Raw genomic sequence first — 20,618 nt, 5'->3', positions numbered from 1 at the left:
CTCCTACATTGCCACCGAACCTGTAGGAGCGGGCCATGCCCGCGATTTTATTCAGTGGGAAGGGAAACAGGGGAAAATCAACTTGTCAACTTGGAGGCCTGACCCCGTGTCCCGTGTCCCCCTGACCCCGTGTCCCCCAAGCTGACGCACGGATGAACACTCACGGATCAAGGTATTCATTACCGCATGGAACATGAAATGGTGCATCATACCATTGCAGTGGCTCAAGAGGGTAGATATGCTCATTTGCTCTACAAGCTTCTTCGGGAAGATACTTGACAAAATGTCCATCAACCTATAGCATGATCCCGTACACGTCGAAGGGCTGAGTCAAATGGGCCTTTTCGACCGAACGTCAGGCGTTGATGGACATCGCTGAAGCCGCCATAAAAGGAAGATATTGCCCTGTACGGCAACAACACCCTTCATTCCTGCCCCGTTGAAATCCTTTTTTTCAAATCCTTTCCAAATACATCAAAGGTCAAATTGCAGATCCCAATGAAGAATCCTGAAAACAACATTCTGACACTTAAAGAAGCTCTGCAGCAGCCATGTAAGCATCGAGACATGACGCTGGCCTTGCAGCCAATGGAAAATCACAGCAAAACGCCAGGGGGGCCAAACGATTGTCCTCTGACGTTCTGGGCAGCATGGAACCTGAAAGATCGTCCTCGCCGCATTGCCTTGCTCCTGGATGACTGTCAGGAAGAATACCGGCCCTATGCAGGGGATATTCTCCCGAATATGGCCAAACTGGTGGGAGCCTTTCGTGCAGCTCGAGCAAAAAGTGATGGAGTCTGTATTACCTGGAGTTCGTGGACTCGAACTTTTGACGATGGCATTTCCAATGCCATGGATAGATGGTATGGCCCACAGGGCTTGCGTCCGGATACCCCGGAAAACGCTTGCTATGTCTTCACCGGCGCTGCAGGTATGCGGCCGTTATCCGAGATCGCCCCGACGGAAGAGGAAATGGCCGATGGCTGGTTCTACCATGGCAAGCATCTGGATATGTTCTGGAACTTTGATGAACATGGTAGATCGTATCTGGACGAAAAACTGAAGGCCCTTGCGATTGATACCATCGTTATCGTGGGTCTGTGGACGGATGAATGTATCCTCAGCACCGCCTATGCAGGCAGCTCGCGTGGCTATGATGTCGTGGTGGTGGGTGATGCAGTCGCAACAGCCACAGCCAATCAACAGATATCATTGACAATCGCCAATGGCACCGTTGCCAACGTCCTCTCGACCGATGATGTGATGCACTATATGGAAAACGATTTCATTACCGGAGAGCCAGGCGCGGTCAAAGGCACACGCCATCCCGATGGCCGAAAGGATGATTAATGTATCGACATATAAATTTAGTAAAAATTTCAATATCTTGATAACCATTCAGCAACTATCCAACCTTTATCAGCTGATTGGTTCCAGTTCTCAGGTCAAGCGGTTTTTTAGCTAGTGTCACGTCACGTTTGAAGTGTTAGTAAAAAAATGGTATAGTCAGAAAAAACGGAGCCGACTATGCCCAAGATCAAATACCGATTTTCACTTAGCCAAGATGAACGCGATGAGCTTGAAGGCATTATTGCCAAGGGAAAGCATAATTCCCAAAAAGTTCTCAATGCATTGATTCTACTCAACTACGATGAGGATGCTCCTGAACGGAGAACATTAACGGAGCAGGAGATCGCCAAGGTATTGAAAGTCAGTGCAATGAAAATTCACCGGGTAAAACAGCGTTTTGTGGAGGAAGGCATTGGCATCGCGCTCAACGGCCATGAGCGTGAGCGGGTGTACAAACGCAAGGCCGATGGAGATTTTGAGGCTCATCTTATTGCGCTCAGCTGTAGTGAGCCACCTGAAGGACAAGCGCAGTGGTCGCTACGCCTCCTCGCGGATAAAGTCGTTGAATTAGGATATGTTGAAAGTGTCTCGCATGAGACCATCCGACGCGTATTAAAAAAAACGAAATCAAGCCGTGGCGAAAAGTCGGGTGGGTAATCCCGCCAAACCACAATGCCAATTTTGTTGCCCAGATGGAGCAAGTACTTGATGTTTACAAAAGACCGTATGATGAAAGATTCCCAGTGGTATGCATGGATGAGTCCCCGCGCCAATTGATTGATGAGGTAAAAACGCCCATTGCCGCCTTGCCGGGCCAGCCGGCTCGGCATGACTATGAATACAAGCGGTGTGGCACATGCAACATTTTCATGGCCAATGAACCATTGGCAGGAACACGGATGGTAGAAGTCACAGAAACAAAAACCAAGGTGGACTGGGCAATTTTCGTGGAGAAAATCGCTTCCTGTTACGAAGACGCCGAAAGAATCACCTTGGTGATGGACAATCTCAATACCCATGTTCCTGGATCCTTGTACGAAGCATTTTCACCAGAAAAGGCCAAGGCACTTTGGGATCGTTTCGAGTTTGTATATACACCAAAGCACGGAAGCTGGTTAAACATGGCCGAGATTGAACTGAACGTTTTGAGCGGGCAGTGCTTAAAACGCCGGATCGCTGAGATTGGCGTTATGCGCAACGAGGTGAAGGCCTGGGAGTCAACAAGAAATGGTGTGAAAGCCGGGGTAAATTGGCAGTTCACTGCCGAAGATGCTCGGATTAGACTGAAAAGGCTTTATCCAACATTAGATGTGTGACGCGACACTAGCACCCGGTGAACGTTCATTATCCCCGGATCAGAATTTCCTTGATCCGGGGATTTTTTTGGTTCTTTTTTCCCTCAGGTAGTCCGGCACCAACCATGGATCCATGTTCATTGAGCTAGCCATGCGGGAGCATCGATTCTAAAAAACAGGAAATGCCGCGACCATGGAAACAGCCTTGACTCAAAAGTTTTTTTTATCCAGAATTCTTATCAAGGGTTGCTTGCAAAAAAAATCTGCGCTTATCTTCACCCACCATCAGGGATAAGTTTATGAAAAGCATTATGAAAACGACAGGTGTCCTCTGGATGCTTGTCTTGTTTTTCGGGGTGTCCTCAGGGTACGGCGATTATACGGTCTTAACCCGGGTTGATCAAAAATACGGGCTGCAAGATACCTTTCAAGTGAGCCCGGACGGAAAATCCGTAGCGTATGTATTACGCACAGGCAACCAGTACACCATCTCTCTCAACGGTCATACGCAAAATGAGTATGACTGGATTCATATAGAACCAACCATGTTCAGCCCCGATGGCGCGCGGTATATGTATTTTGCCATTGATCAAAATAAACGGCTGGTAGTGCTCGACGGTCAAGAAATACCTCATACCTATAATGGATTGCGGAGCCATCTCTTTTCACCGGATGGCAAACGGTATATCTATGCGGGGCAGCAGGAAAATAAATGGGCTGTTATTGTCGATGGCAAAGCAACCCCCTATCATTATGACAATATTTTAGTCGGAACGACTGTTTTTTCGCCGGACAGTCAGCGATACATGTACGCTGCGCAACGTCAGAAAACCTGGTCTGTATCAGTTGACGGGACGCATGCAGCACAACAGTATGACGGAATTGGCAGGGGTACGTTGTCCTTTTCACCGGACAGTCAACGCTATATTTATGCGGTGCAACTGCAAAACAGATGGTCGGTGGTGGTCGATGGAACAGCGGATCCGCGAACCTATGACGAGATCGGCGACGACACGCCTATTTTTTCGCCGGATAGCAACCGATATCTGTATACGGCCCGACAGCAGCAGCAATGGTCTGTGATCATTGACGGTGAACCGCTGGCAAACAAATACGAAAAAGTTGCGCAAGGAACACCTGTTTTCTCACCGGATAGTCAGCGGCACCTCTACGCGGCCCAACAGCAGGGCAAATGGTCCATCGTCATCGACGGGGAGGGGTTGTCGCGGCAATATGACGGTGTGCTAGCCGGGTCGCTAAAGTTTTCACCGGACAGTTCGCGCTATATGTATGCAGCACGAAATCAGCAGACGTGGACAGTGGCGGTGGATGGTCGAGAACCCTTGCAGCGATACAGTGCGGTGTTAAACGACTCGATGCTTTTTTCACCGGACAGTCAGCGCTATCTCTACGCCGCGCGCCGCCATAATCATAGCTGGGTTGCGGTTATCGACGGCAGGGAAAATCTGCGCACCTACGATGCAATCCTGGAAGGCTCCCTGGTCTTTTCGCCGGACAGCCAGCGGTACCTATATGCGGCACAGCGTCAGAACAAATGGTATCTGGTCGTGGATGGCAGCGAAACGGGTCCCTTTGATCAGGTGCTTGAGGCGCGGTTCAGCCCGGACAGTGCGGTCAGCGTCGCCATGGTTGTCTCGGGGAACAAAATCGCTTTTGTGTACGACGGCACAGTGATGGCGCACTACGATGAATACCACCCGGGTACCCTTCATTTGTGCGGGAACAGCAAGGGATTATCCTACGTGGTCAACAGAGAAGGCACCTGGTACCATTACTCTTCTCTCCCATCGACTGTGGCACAACCGGTGGTCAAGGGAGCAACACCGATTGCAGGAACTCAGCCCTTTTCAGCGATACTGGGACCATCGCATGATGCGCAGACCGTTGATTCACCCCATGGAGTGAAAATAACTATTCCGGGAAACACCCTCCAACACGAAGAAACGATCACCATAGCCTCGGTGACCGATGCACCCGCACCGCCTCCCTTCGCGCAACGGCTCAATACATTCAAAATAACCGTTGGTGACCAGGTTTATTTCAAAGAACCTCTTTGGATAGAAGTGGCTTACGATCAGGAACGTTTACCGACAGATCTTGCCCCCATCCACGCCCTGAAAGTGAGTTACTGGGACACGCTCCTCGAGATGTGGGTTGAATCTCCTGTATGGGTGGACGAAACCAATCATCGGCTGTTATTTCCCACCCATCACCTGACAGATTGGGCGATAGATGTTGTCGGCTCCGACGGGCATATCTACAATGATTTTTTCTCAATGCATTACAGCCTGGAGGAACTGAAGACCTTCGAGGCACGGTATGGGGATCATGCTTTTGCCGGCAGTTCCTATGTGCAAGCCGTTTTCAATACCTTGAATGATGCAAGGAAGATCTATGAACAAGCCGGATTCAGGGAGTTGGAGAAGATCCGTGCCGTTACCCGCACCAGTCAGCACATTTCAGGATATGCCGCAGCCCACGGGGTTCTCCCCCAGACACTTGAAAACCGGCGCTATAATGTGTACCTGACCGGATCAAGTCTGGACAGCGATGCGAGTCGCGGTAAATATACAGGTGCGATTACCATCCCGATCGATCCTTTTGATGGAGTGAACCGTTTTCAGATTGCGCATGAATTATTCCATAACATACAGAGTCGGTATTACACCATGATCGGCATGACGGAACTGGGTGTTCCCCTGACAACGGCGCCGTCGACAACGCTGCTCGCGCGGCAATGGTGGTTGGAAGGCACAGCGGACTATGCCGCGGGAAGGATAGCTTATCCAGTCAATGGGCAACCGAATCCTCTCATGGGAGGTACAATTGAACCCCGCTTTCTGGAAAAACCGCTCACCCATTCGCCCAGTGCTCTGGCATTCTGGCGCCGCGCGGACCATCACTCCTATAACTGCGCCTGGTTTTTTGAATATCTGGTCACCCATAAAGGTCTGCCGTTTCGAGAAATGTTTGAAACCGTTGCCTCCTACCACAACCCAAGCGTGTACAGTAACCTTTCCCGTTATATCGCTTCAAAAAACCTGCACATCAATGATGTGTACACCGAATTTGTTCTCTGGTGGTTTACCGGTGGGGACAGCCCCTTGGGTCCTGAGCAGATCAATCGGGCGATTTCCTCGACAACAGAGACCAAATCCAACCCCAGGACAAGACTGTCATTCGAATTTTCCGATGTCCTGGATGAACTGCGCGTGCAAAGAACCGCTGATTATCGTCATACTGCACAAATCACCCGTATCACCGCCGACCCCGGGTATGGAGGAGCACCAAAACCACTTATTTTTGTCATTCCCAAGGAACTGAGCACGCATCGCCTGAGCCGTATCCATGCGGAAAACAGTCTTTTCCTTTTTGATATACCGGACAAAGCAGCAGCGCCGTCCGAGATCAGAGCCATAACGGCTGAGCATGATTATCAGGTTCACACAGTGTCTGATAATCAACAGCTTTTTGCAGTAGCGGTTAATAACAAGGGAAGCGCATGGTATCCGAAACTGGATGTGTATCAGGTCTCCTTTACAACGTCGCGACAAGAGGTGGAAGGCGGTATCGAAACAGAGGTGCGTGCGGAAAACATACCGGATGTACTTGCAAAACCATTTGTTTTCAAATGGTATGCAGACGGCAAGGAAATTTTTTCCGACCCAGCCCCGGATGTCGAAAAAAAGGACAACCTGATGACAGTGATAAGCCGTCATGCGATGCCCTCGCTGGACGAACAGGTAATAACAACGGTCAGACTGTTTTCCGCCGAGGGAGAACTTTTAGGTGAAGGCCTTGTCGATCATTCTGAAATGATAAAGAAACAGCAAGGCCTGCTTTCTTTTTCCATACTGTTTGATGAAGAGGAAATCCGCAGTATGCGCGTTAACCACCAGGTCTTTTTTACGGTGCCCATCCTTGAATTTCCTGTGGCTTTGCAAGTCGATATCGATCCCGATGGAAACGTCTCCGCCGTGATGGAGCCGATGAATTACCAACATATTATGGATATGCGAGCCTCGGCGTCGGGTAGGATTCAAAACGATCGCCTGACATTAAAAGGGACCTGGCAAACAGATTCCTACCGACAGCATCCGACCGCGAAGGTGCATAATGAAGGAACCTTTACCATTGACGTGACCCTTGAAGAAAGTGAGCGGTTTAAAGGTCAATTCAATGTCACTGACCACGGCAGTAGTGCAACCGCGACGACACATTGGTCACACTCAGACTCGCGGGGCGAGGAATCCGGTGTCATCACCTATCCGTCCACGACTCTATCGTTTGCATACATCCCTTTCCGCACCGACCGATGAAAATTTTTTCATCTTTTTTATAATTCCAGAACCTTTCTCTCAGACATGGCGGATGATCGGCTCTGCGATAGTCCGATCAGTCCGCCAGGCCATCAACCCGACTTTTGAGGTTCATCCAGGTAATCGGTCCCTTCTTCCTGCAGCTGCTGCAGCTTGGCTTCGATCTGTTCACACAGGGTTTGCAACACCTTGATACGGGCGAAATACTTGTCGTTGGCTTCCACCAGGGTCCAGGGTGCGAGCTTGGTGCTGGTCCGATCCACCATGTCGCACACCGCTTTCTCATATTCTTCCCATTTCTCGCGGTTGCGCCAGTCTTCCTCGGTGATCTTAAAGCGCTTGAACCCGGTCCGTTCTCTCTCCTCGAATCGATGCAGTTGCTCATCCTTGGTAATGGTCAGCCAGAATTTTACCACCAGGAGGTGGTGCCTGACCATCTGCGCCTCAAAATCCCTGCTGTGAGTGGCCTACCGGTCGATATCACGATTGTTACCACTGACGATCCTTTGGCAGGGACAAGCACCTATCCGTCATCCTCGACCGGCCTGACAACAGACTCCTCTGGTCAATTCAGCTAAGATTTAGAGGACTGGCGAGCAGGCACAACGAGAATTGATGCGACGACGAGAGTTCAAGGCGCGAGTGGTTCGGCAACTTGCGGGGCTGATATTGATCCTGAATCCGTGAGCGTTCGTCCGTGCGTCAGCTTCGTTGTTCGTGACCGATCGATTAAAGTACACTTTATCGGACGGTTACGAGCAATGAAGATGGCGTGCGGACGGATGCCCCGAAGGGCGGCGGGTAAAAGTTATTGCCAAGGATTCCGCTGCAATTACAAAATGATTACAGTGAAATATGTCCAAAACAAGAGTCCAGCCGTCACGGATTCAGGATTGATGAATATGATCCAGCTCCAGGTATTTAACCCCCATGACAAGAAGTCACTACGAAAGATGAAACTCAAATGTTGAAAACGCGCAAAGAAGAGTCAGGTCTTGAACTATCAATACACTGTCAATTCAAGACCTGACCCTGCATTTCTCCATTCATCTGCGTGTTTGCTGTTTAAAAAAACTCCATGCAACAGGGGGCACAGTTCAATAACCCTTCTTTTTCAGCTGAAATTGATGGTCTACGTGAAACGTACGTTGTTAATATGTTGGCAGGGGTGATCTGACGCTGCAAGGCATACCCACCTGACATTTGGCACAGACGGAGGTAGTCTCCGGCAGGCCGTCCGGTTCCATTAATAACTGATAGTTCTCTCGCAAACGGACATAGCAAAGCGTCTTATCCATACCTTCCTCGGATAAGGCATCGACAGGGCAGGATTTGATACATTTACCGCATTTTTTACCGCCCTTAACCAGGCAAAGCTCGTCGGTGGTAACCAGGGGGTGCTCACCCAGATCCAGGTCCGTGACCAAACTGCCCATGCGACCACTGCATCCTTCTGGAGTAATCAGTTGGCAGTTCGTTCCATAACGACCTAAACCGATCAAGTGCCCTAAGTGCTTGTGAGACCAAAGGCTCACCATTCGTTTCTTGTCGAAGTTGTGGGTGGCAGGCGTAAGCGCGGCTTCGCCCCCTTCTTTTTCGATAAAATCTTTCATGGCACTGCCGATACGATTGATCATGTCATTGGTAGCCAGATACGCTCGGCCCCAACTCAGAGCAGGATGCTTACCTTGCGTGTTATCCATCTGAATATGAAATTTAAAGGGGATAAACCAGACAACAACTGTTTTGCCGTCGCGCAAAAGATCAGCAGGGAGCGCATGGTCCGTGACAGTGATTTCTTTCAGACGCAAGAATCGCTCGTCAGCCGGAGAACAGGCTATGATGGGTTCTCGCCAAATGGCTATTTCATTGTATTTTTTCGGATAAGTTGCCACGAAGTCGACAAGCCATTGCGAAAGAACATTGAAATTCAAGGTTAACCTCCAAAAAATACAAAATTTGCAATGATGATCCTTCAAGCATTGTAAATTTGCCCGAATTACCGATTAAATTTCTTCCCAAAGTGCAAACATGCTCACCAACAGCAATGAAGCGCAACGAGCTTTTGGCACTACCTACCTGCCCCCTTATGAGGAACTCAACAGGTGCGCAACAAGCAAACACTTCCCCGTGAGGTAACCAGTTCGCCCTCTCCTCTCAGCTATTAAACCGAAAAGTATTTAGCCTGCGGATGATGGGCAATAATCGCTGAGGTGCTCATCTCCGGGACCATTTCATAGGACTCGGTCAGACTGACACCGATCTTTTCAGGCTGGAGCAATTCGAACAGTGGCAGATGAGCGTCCAGATCCGGGCAGGCAGGGTAACCGAAGCCGTAGCGCGACCCCTGATATCCCTGGGCTACATGAGCCGTCATCTCACCCTGCTGAGGTTGTTGAATCCTCATTTCGATGCGCATCTGCTCATGCCAGTATTGTGCCAGGGCATCGGTCAGTTCAACGCCCAGGCCGTGGATCATCAAATAATCATGGTAGAGGTTGTCGGCATAGAGTTGCTGAGTTATTTTGGACAATTGGGCGCCAATGGTCACGACAAAAAAGCCGACCTTGTCCCCTTCTTCCTCAGCGGTACGGTAATAATCAGCGATGCAGAGCCCGGGTGAACTCTGTTGACGAGGAAAAATGAAGCGTTTCTCGCCGCTTTCGCTCTGGACAACAAGCTGATTCTCCATGCTGTAGCAGTCGAAGTAGCCGTAACTCACCTGCGGCTGCAGCCAGTCCTCTTCCAGTACCTGGGATTTCAGCCGTGCAAACAGGGGAAGTATGGTGTCGCGATGAAGCACGGCATACTCTTCTTTGCTCATCTTGCCCCGACGATAGCCCCAGCGTCCCCGAAACAGCGCGGCTTCATTGAGATAGGCAAACAGTTTTTCCGCATCGATATCGGTGACCTGTTGACAACCGAGAAAAGGAACCTCGGGGACACTCCAAGAGCGTTCCAGAACCTCCTGCTGCGGCCCAGGCCGGTTAGCGGCAATGGCCCGTTGTTCCCAGGTGGTCGCAGCCAGTTTCCCCTCTTCGAAAGCACGAATCGATTTCAAACCGGCAAAGGCATCAGCACAGTAGACCACCGGTTGCTGATAATTGGGCACGCAGTCCTGGGCGACAAATTTCGGGGTCAGGGCCGCTCCGCCCAGTAGAATGGGCTGGGTCAATCCGGCTGCCTGGAACTGGGTCAGATTATCTTTCATCAACAAGGCCGATTTGACCAACAGCCCCGACAGACCGATCACATCGACCTGCAGTTCGCGGGCCTTACTGATAATCTCTTCAGCGGGCACTTTGATACCGATATCGTGTACTTTGAAGCCGTTGTTACTGAGGATGATATCAACCAGATTCTTACCGATATCATGGACATCGCCAGACACGGTCGCCAGTAGAATCGAAGTTTTAGCTTCGTCATCGGCTTTTTCCATGTAGGGGGCCAGCAGGGTGACGCTCTTTTTCATGACCTCAGCAGACTGCAACACAAAGGGCAGTAACAGTTCCCCCCGCCCGAACAGTTCACCAACCTCACGCATCGCCGCCACCAGCAGATCGTTGATTATGTCCAAGGGTCGCCAACGCCCGCGCAGGGTGGTGAGCAGGTCCTCCAAGCCTTCCTTGTCCCCTTTTAATACCTTTTGTCGCAGTGCCTCTTCCGCCAGTATACCCCGTCCCCCTTCAGCCTCGACGGTTTCGACCGCGGTTTCAAAGTGATCAATGAAAGCCATCAGGGCATCTGGATCACGATTGAACAGCAGATCCAAACAGACTTTGCGATCCTCTTCACTGATTGCAGCATATGGGAGTACTTTAGCAGCATCAACAATGGCAGTATTCAAACCGGCCGCGATCGCCTTATGAAGAAACACTGAATTGAGCACCTTACGGGCCGCGGGCCGCAGGCCGAAACTGATATTACTCACGCCCAGGGTAAAGCCGACGCCGGGGAGTTCCTGTTTCACTTGCCGAATCGCTTGCAACGTTTCCATGGCCGCGGTGCGCATCGTCTCATCTCCGGAACCAACGGTAAAGGTCAGCAGGTCAAAGAGCATATCCTGGGGCCGCAGGCCGTGCTTGTCGACCGCCAGGGCATATATTTCTTTGGCCACGGCAACTTTCCGTTCACAGGTCAGCGCCATCCCCTGCTGGTCAATGGTCAGCGCCACTACAGCCGCGCCGTACTTTTTTGCCAAACGGCAGATCCGTCCCAGATGGGCACCGCCATCCTCCAGATTGATTGAGTTGATGATTGCCCGGCCCGGATAGAGCGGCAGCACCTGCTCCAGTGTTTCCGGACTGGTCGAATCGAACATTAACGGTGCCTTGCAGGACCCGGCAAATAAGCGGGTCAGTTGCTGCATATCGGCGGCCTCGTCCCGCCCGGCGTAGGCGACACAGAGATCCAGCACCTGGGCACCCCGAGCTTCCTGGTCAAGGGCGATTTTCAGGCAACCATCCCAGTCTTCAGCCAGCAGGGCTTCACGAAAAGCCTTGGAGCCGTTGGGGTTGCAGCGTTCTCCAAGCAGCAACGGCGGAATGTCCTGGTTCAATTCCACCGCTTGATACAGGCTGGAAACAGATGGTTTCATACTACAACCTCCCGATCTTTCGGCAGCACTCCTGCGAGCCGGTTCACCAAAGCCGCGATGTGATCGGGGCTGGTGCCACAACAACCGCCGACAATGCTGACCCCATGACTGACAACAAAACCATACATCTGTTCAGCATAATCCGCCGGACTGAGAGGATAGCAGGTTGCTCCATCCACCACCTGCGGCATGCCCTGGTTGGGGATGACCGAAATCCGTCCCGACCATTGCTGGCTGAGATACTGGACATGGGAAATCATGTCCTGTGGTCCGGTTGCGCAATTCATACCCAGTGAAAACAGGGGATAAGGTTCCAGCGTGGCGACAACAGCGGCGATATCAGAACCGACCAGCATGGTGCCCTGTTGTTCAATGGTCACCGAGACCATAATCGGAATCTCTACCCCGGCTCGCTCACACGTTTCCAGAGCGCTCACGACAGCTGTTTTTGTCTGCAACAGGTCCTGACAGGTTTCGATGATCAGGCAGTCAACACCGGCATCAAGCAGGGCCTGAATCTGTTCGGCCGTGGCCGCAGCCAGTTCAGCCACTTCAATGTGTTTCAGGGAAGGTAACTTGGTACCGGGCCCCACGGAGCCGGCAATATAACGATTCGGACGTCCTGCAATGGCGGTGCGGGCGTTATCGACCGCGGCCTGATTGATCTCGCGCACCCGCTCTTGCAAACCATATTCGGCCAACACAATCCGCGAAGCTCCAAAGCTGTTGGTCTCCACCACCATTGCTCCGGCATTGAGCATGCTCTGGTGAAACTGGATAATATGCCGGGGGGCACTGACATTGAGAATCTCATTGCAGCCATCGCAACCGGCCCAGTCGGCCTCAGTCACAGCCATCGATTGCAGGCTGGTGCCACAAGCACCGTCAAATATCAATAAAGGATGTTCAGCTAAGGTCATTATTTCTCCGAATCACAGATTATACTTCAAGCGCAAAACCGAATTCGCGTTGGAAGCGTTCAGCAAAAGTGGGAGGATCAAAGTGGTGGTTCTGCGTACCATGATGTTCGATTTTGAAAGCACCCATCAACGATGCAATGCGACCGGTCTTTTCCCAGTCATACCCCTTGCTCAAGCCGAACAACAAGCCGGCCCGATAGGCATCGCCACAGCCGGTGGGATCATTTAATTCCCTCGCTTGGGCAGCTGGGATGTCGATCCGGCGCCCACCAGTGTGGATGTAAGACCCCTCTCCGCCCCGGGTGATAATCAGGGCCTCCAATTCGGCAGCTACCTGCTCCACGGACAGGCCGGTACGGTCCTTGATCAATTGCCACTCATAATCATTAACAGCCAACCAGGTGGCCTGGCTGATAAACCGTTTCAACTCGTCGGCATTAAACATGGGCAGGCCCTGACCAGGGTCAAAAATAAAGGGAATCTCGGCTGCGGCAAACTGTTCGGCATGCTGCAACATGCCTTCGCGACCGTCTGGCGAGACAATACCAAGCGCCACCTTTCCGGCCTGATCGACCTGGTTGCGATGGGCAAACTCCATCGCCCCGGGATGAAAAGCCGTAATCTGATTGTCATCCATATCGGTGGTCACAAAAGCCCGCGCAGTGAAGGTGTTTTCCACCACCGTCACCAACCGCCGGTCAATCCCATGGCGATCCATCCATTGAGCGTACGCATCGAAATCCTCGCCGACCGTCCCCATGGGCAATGGATTTCCTCCCAGAAGTTGCAGGTTGTAAGCAATATTACCGGCGCACCCGCCAAACTCCCGGCGCATCTCCGGCGCCAGAAAGCAGACATTGAGAATGTGCACCTTGTCCGGAAGGATATGATTCTTAAAACGGTCTTTAAAAACCATAATATTGTCAAAAGCGAAGGATCCGCAGATCAGTACTGTCATAAACGCTCCTCTTTAATGTAATTACCTGAAAATATACTATTGATGGCAAAGAAAAAACGCCTGCTGCTGGTGTTGCTGCAAACGTCTCACGATTTCGACAATCATAACTACTAATCATCGTTCGACAATAGTACACCTTGCTTTGGGCGCTCTTTGCTGGGCCAGCAAATTTTAACCTTTCCCGAATCCGTGACGGATTGGCTCTTGTATTGGACAAATTTTTCTGTAATCAGATTATAAGTAAGGATGGATTTTTCATGGTTTACCTCCACCTGCCGCCCTTCGGGGGCGTCCATCCACACGCCATCTTCATTGCCCGTAACCGTCCGATAAAGTATACTTTATTCGAACCGGCCACGATCAAACAACGAAGCTGACGCACGCACGAACACTCACGGGTCCAGGACGTTGACATGAAAGTCAAAAAATTCCCTCGGCAATCTGCAAGCAAGGATCTGCCTGATTGAGCGTATACAGATGGACGCCGGGTGCACCACCCTCCAGGAGCCCGCGAACCTGTTCGCGGGCGAACGCAATTCCCAAGCGGCGCACTTCTGCAACACCTCCCCGCTCATGAGCTTCTTGGAGTTGCAGATAAAAACGTCCGGGGACACTGGCGCCGGAAAGGGAAAGAATATAGCGCACCGACTTTAGACTGAGCACGGGAAGCACTCCGGGAATAATTGGCTGAGTGACACCTAGCTCGCGCATTCGCTCAATAAATTCAAAATAGACTCGGTTATCAAAGACAAACTGAGTCACCAGAAAATCTGCCCCCCGGTCCAATTTCTCCTTCATGTGCCGGCGATCAACGGCTATGCTCGACGATTCCGGATGCGCTTCAGGATAACCGGCGACCCCAATGCCCATATCGGGCGCATGTTCGCGAATATAACTGACCAGGTCAGCGGCATAAGTGAAATCCGGTTGTGTCAGGGAAGTTGCTCCCTCCTTGGGAGGATCTCCCCGCAACGCCAGCACGTTGTTCACCTCCGACGCCCTGAGTTGTTCAAGGGAGTGATTGATATCCTCTTTATTCCCCCCAAGACAGGTCAGATGGGCCATGGTTTCCAGCCCCATCTCGTTTTGCAACCTGCTGGCGATCTCCAGCGTATTGGTTTTGGATGTGCCTCCGGCTCCACAGGTTATAGAGACAAACAGTGGCGAGAGTGCTCGCAACTTTTCTACTCGTCCGAAAAATGTCTCCCAGTCCTTTTCCTCTTTGGGTGGAAAAAACTCCAGAGAGAGGAATGGGGGTTTTTGATTGATCATTCTATCGATATGCATCGAAATTTTCCTTTATAAAATCAGCGGGCAATCGGAACGTAAAACGCCTATTCGTGAATAGACGCTATCCAGTTCGCCCCTGCCGCTGACGAACAACCACTGACAACTGCACAGCAAGGGTGTAATGAAGCCTCACAACCGACAATTTTCCAGTCGTCCTGGCTTTTTGTATCAATGCCGCTACGCCAACAAATCCGAAACCGATAAGGGATTCCTGTTCGCTTATCGATATTTTATCAGCGGCTATTCCCGTCAGCAAATCTCGCCACTGATTCAAGTTTTCTCGACAGGGACATCTTCCATACTATGTTTCCCTGCCAATGGGTATAGCTCAAGCCTTGCGGAAACAGAAAATTCCCCAAGCCAGATGCCCTTTGCGGCCACCATCAACCCAGTGGCGCAGACCGGTTTTCATCTTGTCGATGTACTCCCGGCTCACCTCCCGGACCAGTTCCTCCTCGCGCTGGACGGTTTCCTGTAAGACCCGTTCATAATGCAGTGGAAGCTGTTCATGGTGGGCTTCAAAAGTTTCCTCGACAAACCCCAGACGACGCAACTCCTCGCGGTAGAATTGCGGTGATGCGAGAGTATCCAGATGAATGCGGTCGAGGATCGGCTGCAGAACGCCGACCGGACAATCGTCAGCCTGCATCGGATCAGTAAAGACGAAACGGCCGCCGGGTTTGAGAACCCGGCCCACCTCGGACAGGACTCTGCGTCGTTCACCACTGTGCAACAGAGCGTCCTGGCTCCAGACCAGATCGAAACTTTGATCAGCGGCCGGAATGTCTTCGAAGCTGCCATCAACGACCTCGATCAGATGATCGAGGTCCTTTTCCCTGTTCATGGCCCGATCGCGCTCATTTTCGGTTTCGCTGAGATTCAGGGCCACGACCCTGCAGCCGCGATCCTTTGCCAGATAGCGCGCTGCGCCACCGTACCCGGCACCGATGTCGAGGACGGTGCTGTCTTTGTTCACTCCATCGACCAACTCGGCCATACGTGCCACTGTGCGGCGACTGGCAGGGAAAATTGGTTCGTCAGGCGTCGCGTACAGGCCGATGTGAATATCTTCACCGCCCCATATGTTGAAATAGAAATTATCGGCATCCTTGCTGTTATAATAGCGCCGCGCGGTATCCACCGCTTTTGAGTACTTTTGCTCCATTTTTTTCTCCTTATGAATAAAGCTTAGTTCCGTTCCTCGATAGGAATATATTTTTTCTCGGCCACATGGACAAAGTAATCCGGATCGTCGTGTCGATAGGTTTCTTTGAAATCACCGTAGCTTTCGATTCTTTGAAATCCGACCTCGCTCATCAACTGACGCAGATAGGCCTTGCGCAGCGGATACATGTTCAGATGGTACACCGAATCATCGGGGAAGGAATAACGGAAGCGGGTCAGACCTTCGTCGATATATTCCGGTTCAGCGACCACACCTTCACCGCAGTAATAGTATTTGTGCTTGGTAGAAAAACCTTCATCAAGAATCATATCGTAATTTCGCTGGTCGATAATAAGTATGCCGTCGTGTTTGAGCATGGCGTAATACTCGGCCAGCGATTTACGCCGATCCTTCTCGTCAAAGAGATGGGTAAAAGAATTGCCGAGACAGATAATCGCATCGTAGTGACCATGCACATCGCGATTGAGAAAGCGCCAGTCGGCACATACCGTGCGCAAGATGTAGCCATACTTCCTCGCGTTATCAAAGGCCTTCGACAGCATGGCCGGGCTGCCGTCAGCGGATACCACTTCGAAACCAGCTTTGAGGAGACGCACAGAATGAAAACCGGTTCCAGTGGCAACATCGAGGACTTTCTTGGCGCCATGTTCCTTGAGTTTCTCAATGAAAAAGTCGCCTTCGGCTGCGGCTCGGCTTTCCCAGTCAATCAGTTCATCCCATTTGTTGACCAGGGTTTGGGTATATTCGTCGGTATAGTGATCCGAATCACGTACGGCAGTTGGATTCTCACCAAAAGATTGATGGATTTTCCCAGGCATAATTTTCTCCTTAAATGAATTGTATACAGGCACGGACGTATCGGACAGCCGACTGCGCGATGCCTTTCTATTGATCAATAGCGATAATGATCCGGCTTATAAGGACCTTCCTGCGGCACACCAATGTAGGCTGCCTGGTCCGCTGTCAAACGGGTGAGGTTTCCACCCCGTTTCGCCACATGCAGCCGGGCAACTTCTTCATCCAGCTCTTTGCTCAAGCGGTAAACACCGGCTTCTCGGGTGCGGGTCCAGAGATCGATCTGCGCCAACACCTGATTAGTAAAGCTGTTGGACATGACAAAGCTGGGATGACCGGTGGCACACCCCAGATTGACCAGGCGCCCCTCCGCCAGCAGTATAATGGCGTGACCGTCGGCGAACTGGTACATGTCAACCTGCGGTTTGATCGTAATCCGTTCCACGTCGGACAGTTCATTGAGCCGATCCACCTGGATTTCGTTGTCAAAGTGACCGATGTTGCAGACGATTGACTGGTCTTTCATGTTTTTCATATGTTCGACCGTGATCACATCTTTGTTACCGGTCGTGGTAACATAGATGTCCGCATAGGGCAGGGCCTCCTCCACAGTCACCACCTTGTACCCCTCCATGAGAGCCTGGAGAGCGCAGATGGGATCCACTTCCGTCACCACAACCGAGGCCTTGAGCGCACTCAAGGCTTCAGCGCAGCCTTTTCCGACGTCGCCGAAGCCGCAGACAACAGCGGTCTTGCCGGCGATCATCACATCAGTCGCCCGCTTGATTCCGTCTACTAGAGATTCCCGGCAGCCGTAAACGTTGTCGAACTTGCTTTTGGTCACCGAATCGTTGACATTGATCGCCGGGACCAGTAATTCACCTGCTGTTTCCATCTGATACAGACGATGGACACCGGTGGTCGTCTCTTCCGAAACGCCCTTCCACTCCTTCACGGCTTTACGCCAGAAGTGAGCGTTTCGCTGCTGAAGTTCTTTCAGTAGTTCATTCTGGATATGAATCTCCTTGTTGTCCGCGGCTTCGTCTAACATCGCTGGGTTGCTCTCCGCGGCATAGCCACGATGAAAAAGCAGGGTCGCGTCGCCCCCGTCGTCAACGATCAGTTGCGGTCCCGTACCGTCCGGCCAGGACATGGCCATCAGGGTACACCACCAATACTCTTCGAGGGTCTCCCCTTTCCAGGCGAACACAGGGATTCCGCTTGCAGCAATGGCAGCCGCGGCATGGTCCTGCGTCGAAAAAATATTACAGGACGCCCAACGCACATCGGCACCCAAATCGACCAGGGTCTCGATGAGGACAGCCGTCTGAATGGTCATGTGTAAGCTGCCCATCACCCGGACTCCCGCCAGCGGCTTTTCAGCACCGTATTTTTCCCGTGTGGCCATCAATCCAGGCATCTCCTTCTCGGCAATGATGATTTCACGCCGTCCCCAGTCTGCCAGCCCCAGATCATTAACTTTAAAATCTTCAAATGGTTTATTCATGATTCTTCACTCTCTTTCAGAAATAGGTTGTTACTATTGAATACAAAAAAGACAAACAGTTACCCGTAGTGGATGACCGGCTGCAGTCGGCGCCGGCGACTACTGCGGCAACCTACATGCCGGCTGCCGTCCTCAGGGCTTCGACCTTATCGGTCCTTTCCCACGGAAAGCGGGCATCGCCGAAATGCCCGTAGCATGCGCTCTGCTGGTAACTCCAACCGTCAGGACGGCACAAGCCGAGCTCAGCGATCAAGGCCGCAGGGCGGAAATCAAAAATATCCCCCCCTTCGAGGATTTCTTGAATTTCCCCATCCTTAAGCCTGCCGGATCCCATGGTTTGCACGTTTATGCTCAGCGGCCGGGAGATCCCGATGGCATAAGCGACCTGAATTTCACAACGTTCGGCTAACCCGGCAGCAACGATATTCTTGGCCGCATACCTGCTGTAATATGCAGCCGAGCGATCGACCTTGCTCGGATCCTTACCGGAAAAAGCGCCACCACCGTGACAACCGACCCCGCCGTAGGTATCGACTATAATCTTTCGTCCCGTCAGCCCGGCGTCGCCATGCGGACCACCAATGACGAACTTGCCTGTCGGGTTGATGAAATATTCGGTCTCGTTGCCCAACATCCCGGTGGGCTCCAGCTGTTCCTCGACAAGCGCCACCAGATCACGGCGGATTTGTTCCAGCGGCACGTCGTCGGTCTGGCTGGACACCACCACCGAGGTGATTCGCTCCGGATAGCCGTTTTTGTGCAGCACGGAAACCTGGGCCTTGGAATCCGGCCGCAGGTAGTCAATGCGACCTTCTTTGCGTGCCTTAGCCAAGCTCTTCACGATACGGTGGCTAAAGACGATCGGCGCTGGGAGCAACTCGGGAGTGCAGTTGCTGGCATAGCCAAACATCATGCCCTGGTCGCCCGCTCCCTGTGCGGTATCAATGCCACTCCCCACATCCACGCCCTGGGCTATATCGGCCGACTGCTTATGCAGGCGATTGCTATATTCGAAGCTATTAGCATCAAACAGGTATTCAGGACGATTATAGCCGATGTCACGCACAACCTGGCGGGCAATATTTTGAGGATCAATGGCATCCCATGCTTTACAGCGGATCTCTCCTGCATTCATAAGATAATTGGTAGTGACCAGCGTTTCACAGCCCACCCGGCTATCGGCATCGCGCTCCAGACAGGCATCAACTATTGCATCTGACACCAGATCGCACAATTTGTCGGGGTGTCCTTCCGACACGGACTCCGAAGTAAAAATATGGTCAGCATTCATCCTGCTCATCTGTTATCTCCTTTAAAAAAAACATAATTCACCGTTATTATGAATATTGTTAAAAACAAACGTATAACGGCACCAGTAAAAACACCTTTCCTGCGATTCCCTTTGTTCCTGCAAACAGGATAGCGGTCTCTTGATTTTCTTTTCTTATTAAGCGGAGACCGCAGAGAAAAGGTGCATGTATATCCAACATCCAACACCCGGACTGGGCATACAGCCCATCAGTCACGAACGCTTATCAGCCTGTACTCCCCAGCAATGCAGGTTGACAGACGGGCGTTTGTCACCAGAGTGAGGCAGGCGACTACATGCGAAACTTCACTTCACATACACTGCGCAGAAAAAGGACTACAAAGCCTATGGCAGTCGTACTAAGACAGGCACACAAACCGCTGCGCTTGTCGTGGGGGCAATCAGGTTGTGAAGTTGGGTGTGGATGGATTTTCAGGTAATCAGCGGGGGGGGAGCTTCAAAATCACAGCATCCGGCCAATCGGCACAGGCTGAAGAGAGAGTCACCTGATCAGTCATGAGGACGAGACCGGGCAAAGTGTTGAAGTTGCGAGGCGGTATAATTGAAGAATATTTAATTATACGTCGCATGGGAAACAAATCCTCCTTTTGTAAAATAAGTTTCAAAGTTTACAGTTGTATAAATGCGCTGAGAGGTTCACAAGCATGCGCACCATTGCATAAAACAGCGTTAATCGGTTGGGATGCCGATCGGACACTCAAGACCCTACAAGAGCTTGTACCCTTTGTCAAGGGGTGCGGGCGCTCTATTAACAGGTTTTTCTTTTGTAATGAAAATCGCTGTTATTTAGTCGTTAATATGTAAAAATTCATAATCAGATTGCTCCTTTTCCGCTTTCCTTGCGTAAACACTCTGCAAGAGAGAAGGATATTGCGGACAGACTTTCCTGGGCAAATCAGGAGTGCCTGCGATCGTTGGAACACCTAATTGCAGTGGCGCAAGATAAATCGGACAAAAAAACACCTTAATTCCCCCACACCTCCCGGTTAAGTTGAGCGACCCTTCGCAGGGGCCGCATGCCGAAGAAGGCGAGTCTGGTGAGCACTTCCT

Annotated in this window: 12 protein-coding genes and 1 pseudogene; 3 read left to right on the top strand and 10 right to left on the bottom strand. The window is 51.4% G+C overall.

Annotation, left to right across the window (positions count from 1 at the left end; genetic code table 11):
* Positions 1-498: 498 nt before the first annotated feature.
* From JWG43_RS15930 to JWG43_RS15920, 3 genes are all read left to right on the top strand, one after another.
* Positions 499-1,350 (top strand): isochorismatase family protein, encoded by an 852-nt coding sequence (locus tag JWG43_RS15930; protein WP_205243938.1) that lies wholly within the window; start codon positions 499-501, stop codon positions 1,348-1,350.
* Between the two features lie 177 nt (positions 1,351-1,527).
* Positions 1,528-2,666, top strand: a protein-coding gene (locus JWG43_RS15925; RefSeq protein WP_205243937.1) for an IS630 family transposase whose coding sequence is annotated in 2 segments (ribosomal slippage) — positions 1,528-1,960 and positions 1,960-2,666 — 1,140 coding nt in all. Because the reading frame shifts where the segments join, the coding sequence is not laid out codon by codon here.
* Positions 2,667-2,956: 290 nt separating this feature from the next.
* Entirely contained in the window at positions 2,957-6,985 is a 4,029-nt protein-coding gene (locus tag JWG43_RS15920) for a TolB family protein (protein ID WP_205243936.1), read from the top strand.
* A gap of 92 nt (positions 6,986-7,077) precedes the next feature.
* Here JWG43_RS15920 and JWG43_RS15915 read toward each other — a convergent pair.
* From JWG43_RS15915 to metK, 10 genes and pseudogenes are all read right to left on the bottom strand, one after another.
* Positions 7,078-7,437 (bottom strand): annotated as a pseudogene (locus JWG43_RS15915) (polyphosphate:AMP phosphotransferase); the annotation flags it as partial.
* Between the two features lie 699 nt (positions 7,438-8,136).
* Complete coding sequence (locus tag JWG43_RS15910) at positions 8,137-8,919, bottom strand: epoxyqueuosine reductase (protein ID WP_205243935.1); 783 nt, start codon at positions 8,917-8,919, stop codon at positions 8,137-8,139.
* A gap of 230 nt (positions 8,920-9,149) precedes the next feature.
* The gene (locus JWG43_RS15905; RefSeq protein ID WP_205243934.1) at positions 9,150-11,582 is read right to left on the bottom strand and encodes a methionine synthase; all 2,433 of its coding nucleotides are present in this window, start codon (positions 11,580-11,582) and stop codon (positions 9,150-9,152) included.
* Positions 11,579-12,502 (bottom strand): homocysteine S-methyltransferase family protein, encoded by a 924-nt coding sequence (locus JWG43_RS15900; RefSeq protein ID WP_205243933.1) that lies wholly within the window; start codon positions 12,500-12,502, stop codon positions 11,579-11,581. Before JWG43_RS15900 ends, JWG43_RS15905 begins: the two co-directional genes overlap by 4 nt.
* Positions 12,503-12,521: 19 nt before the next feature.
* Positions 12,522-13,460, bottom strand: coding sequence for a carbohydrate kinase family protein (locus JWG43_RS15895; protein WP_205243932.1), 939 nt, complete (start codon positions 13,458-13,460; stop codon positions 12,522-12,524).
* A 420-nt stretch (positions 13,461-13,880) separates the two neighbouring features.
* Complete coding sequence (locus JWG43_RS15890) at positions 13,881-14,747, bottom strand: methylenetetrahydrofolate reductase (protein ID WP_205243931.1); 867 nt, start codon at positions 14,745-14,747, stop codon at positions 13,881-13,883.
* A 331-nt stretch (positions 14,748-15,078) separates the two neighbouring features.
* Positions 15,079-15,915: a class I SAM-dependent methyltransferase gene (locus JWG43_RS15885; protein ID WP_205243930.1), complete on the bottom strand. Its 837-nt coding sequence runs from the start codon at positions 15,913-15,915 to the stop codon at positions 15,079-15,081.
* Between the two features lie 23 nt (positions 15,916-15,938).
* Positions 15,939-16,754, bottom strand: coding sequence for a glycine/sarcosine N-methyltransferase (locus tag JWG43_RS15880; RefSeq protein ID WP_205243929.1), 816 nt, complete (start codon positions 16,752-16,754; stop codon positions 15,939-15,941).
* 74 nt (positions 16,755-16,828) lie between these two features.
* Complete coding sequence (gene ahcY / locus JWG43_RS15875) at positions 16,829-18,238, bottom strand: adenosylhomocysteinase (RefSeq protein ID WP_205243928.1); 1,410 nt, start codon at positions 18,236-18,238, stop codon at positions 16,829-16,831.
* 112 nt (positions 18,239-18,350) lie between these two features.
* Positions 18,351-19,538, bottom strand: coding sequence for a methionine adenosyltransferase (gene metK / locus JWG43_RS15870; RefSeq protein ID WP_205243927.1), 1,188 nt, complete (start codon positions 19,536-19,538; stop codon positions 18,351-18,353).
* Positions 19,539-20,618: the final 1,080 nt, after the last annotated feature.

The sequence above is a fragment of the Desulfobulbus alkaliphilus genome (assembly GCF_016918545.1).
Classification (GTDB): domain Bacteria; phylum Desulfobacterota; class Desulfobulbia; order Desulfobulbales; family Desulfobulbaceae; genus Desulfobulbus; species Desulfobulbus alkaliphilus.
The sequence above is the reverse complement of the archived record's forward strand: the minus strand, read 5'-3'. Positions and strand labels throughout refer to the sequence as shown.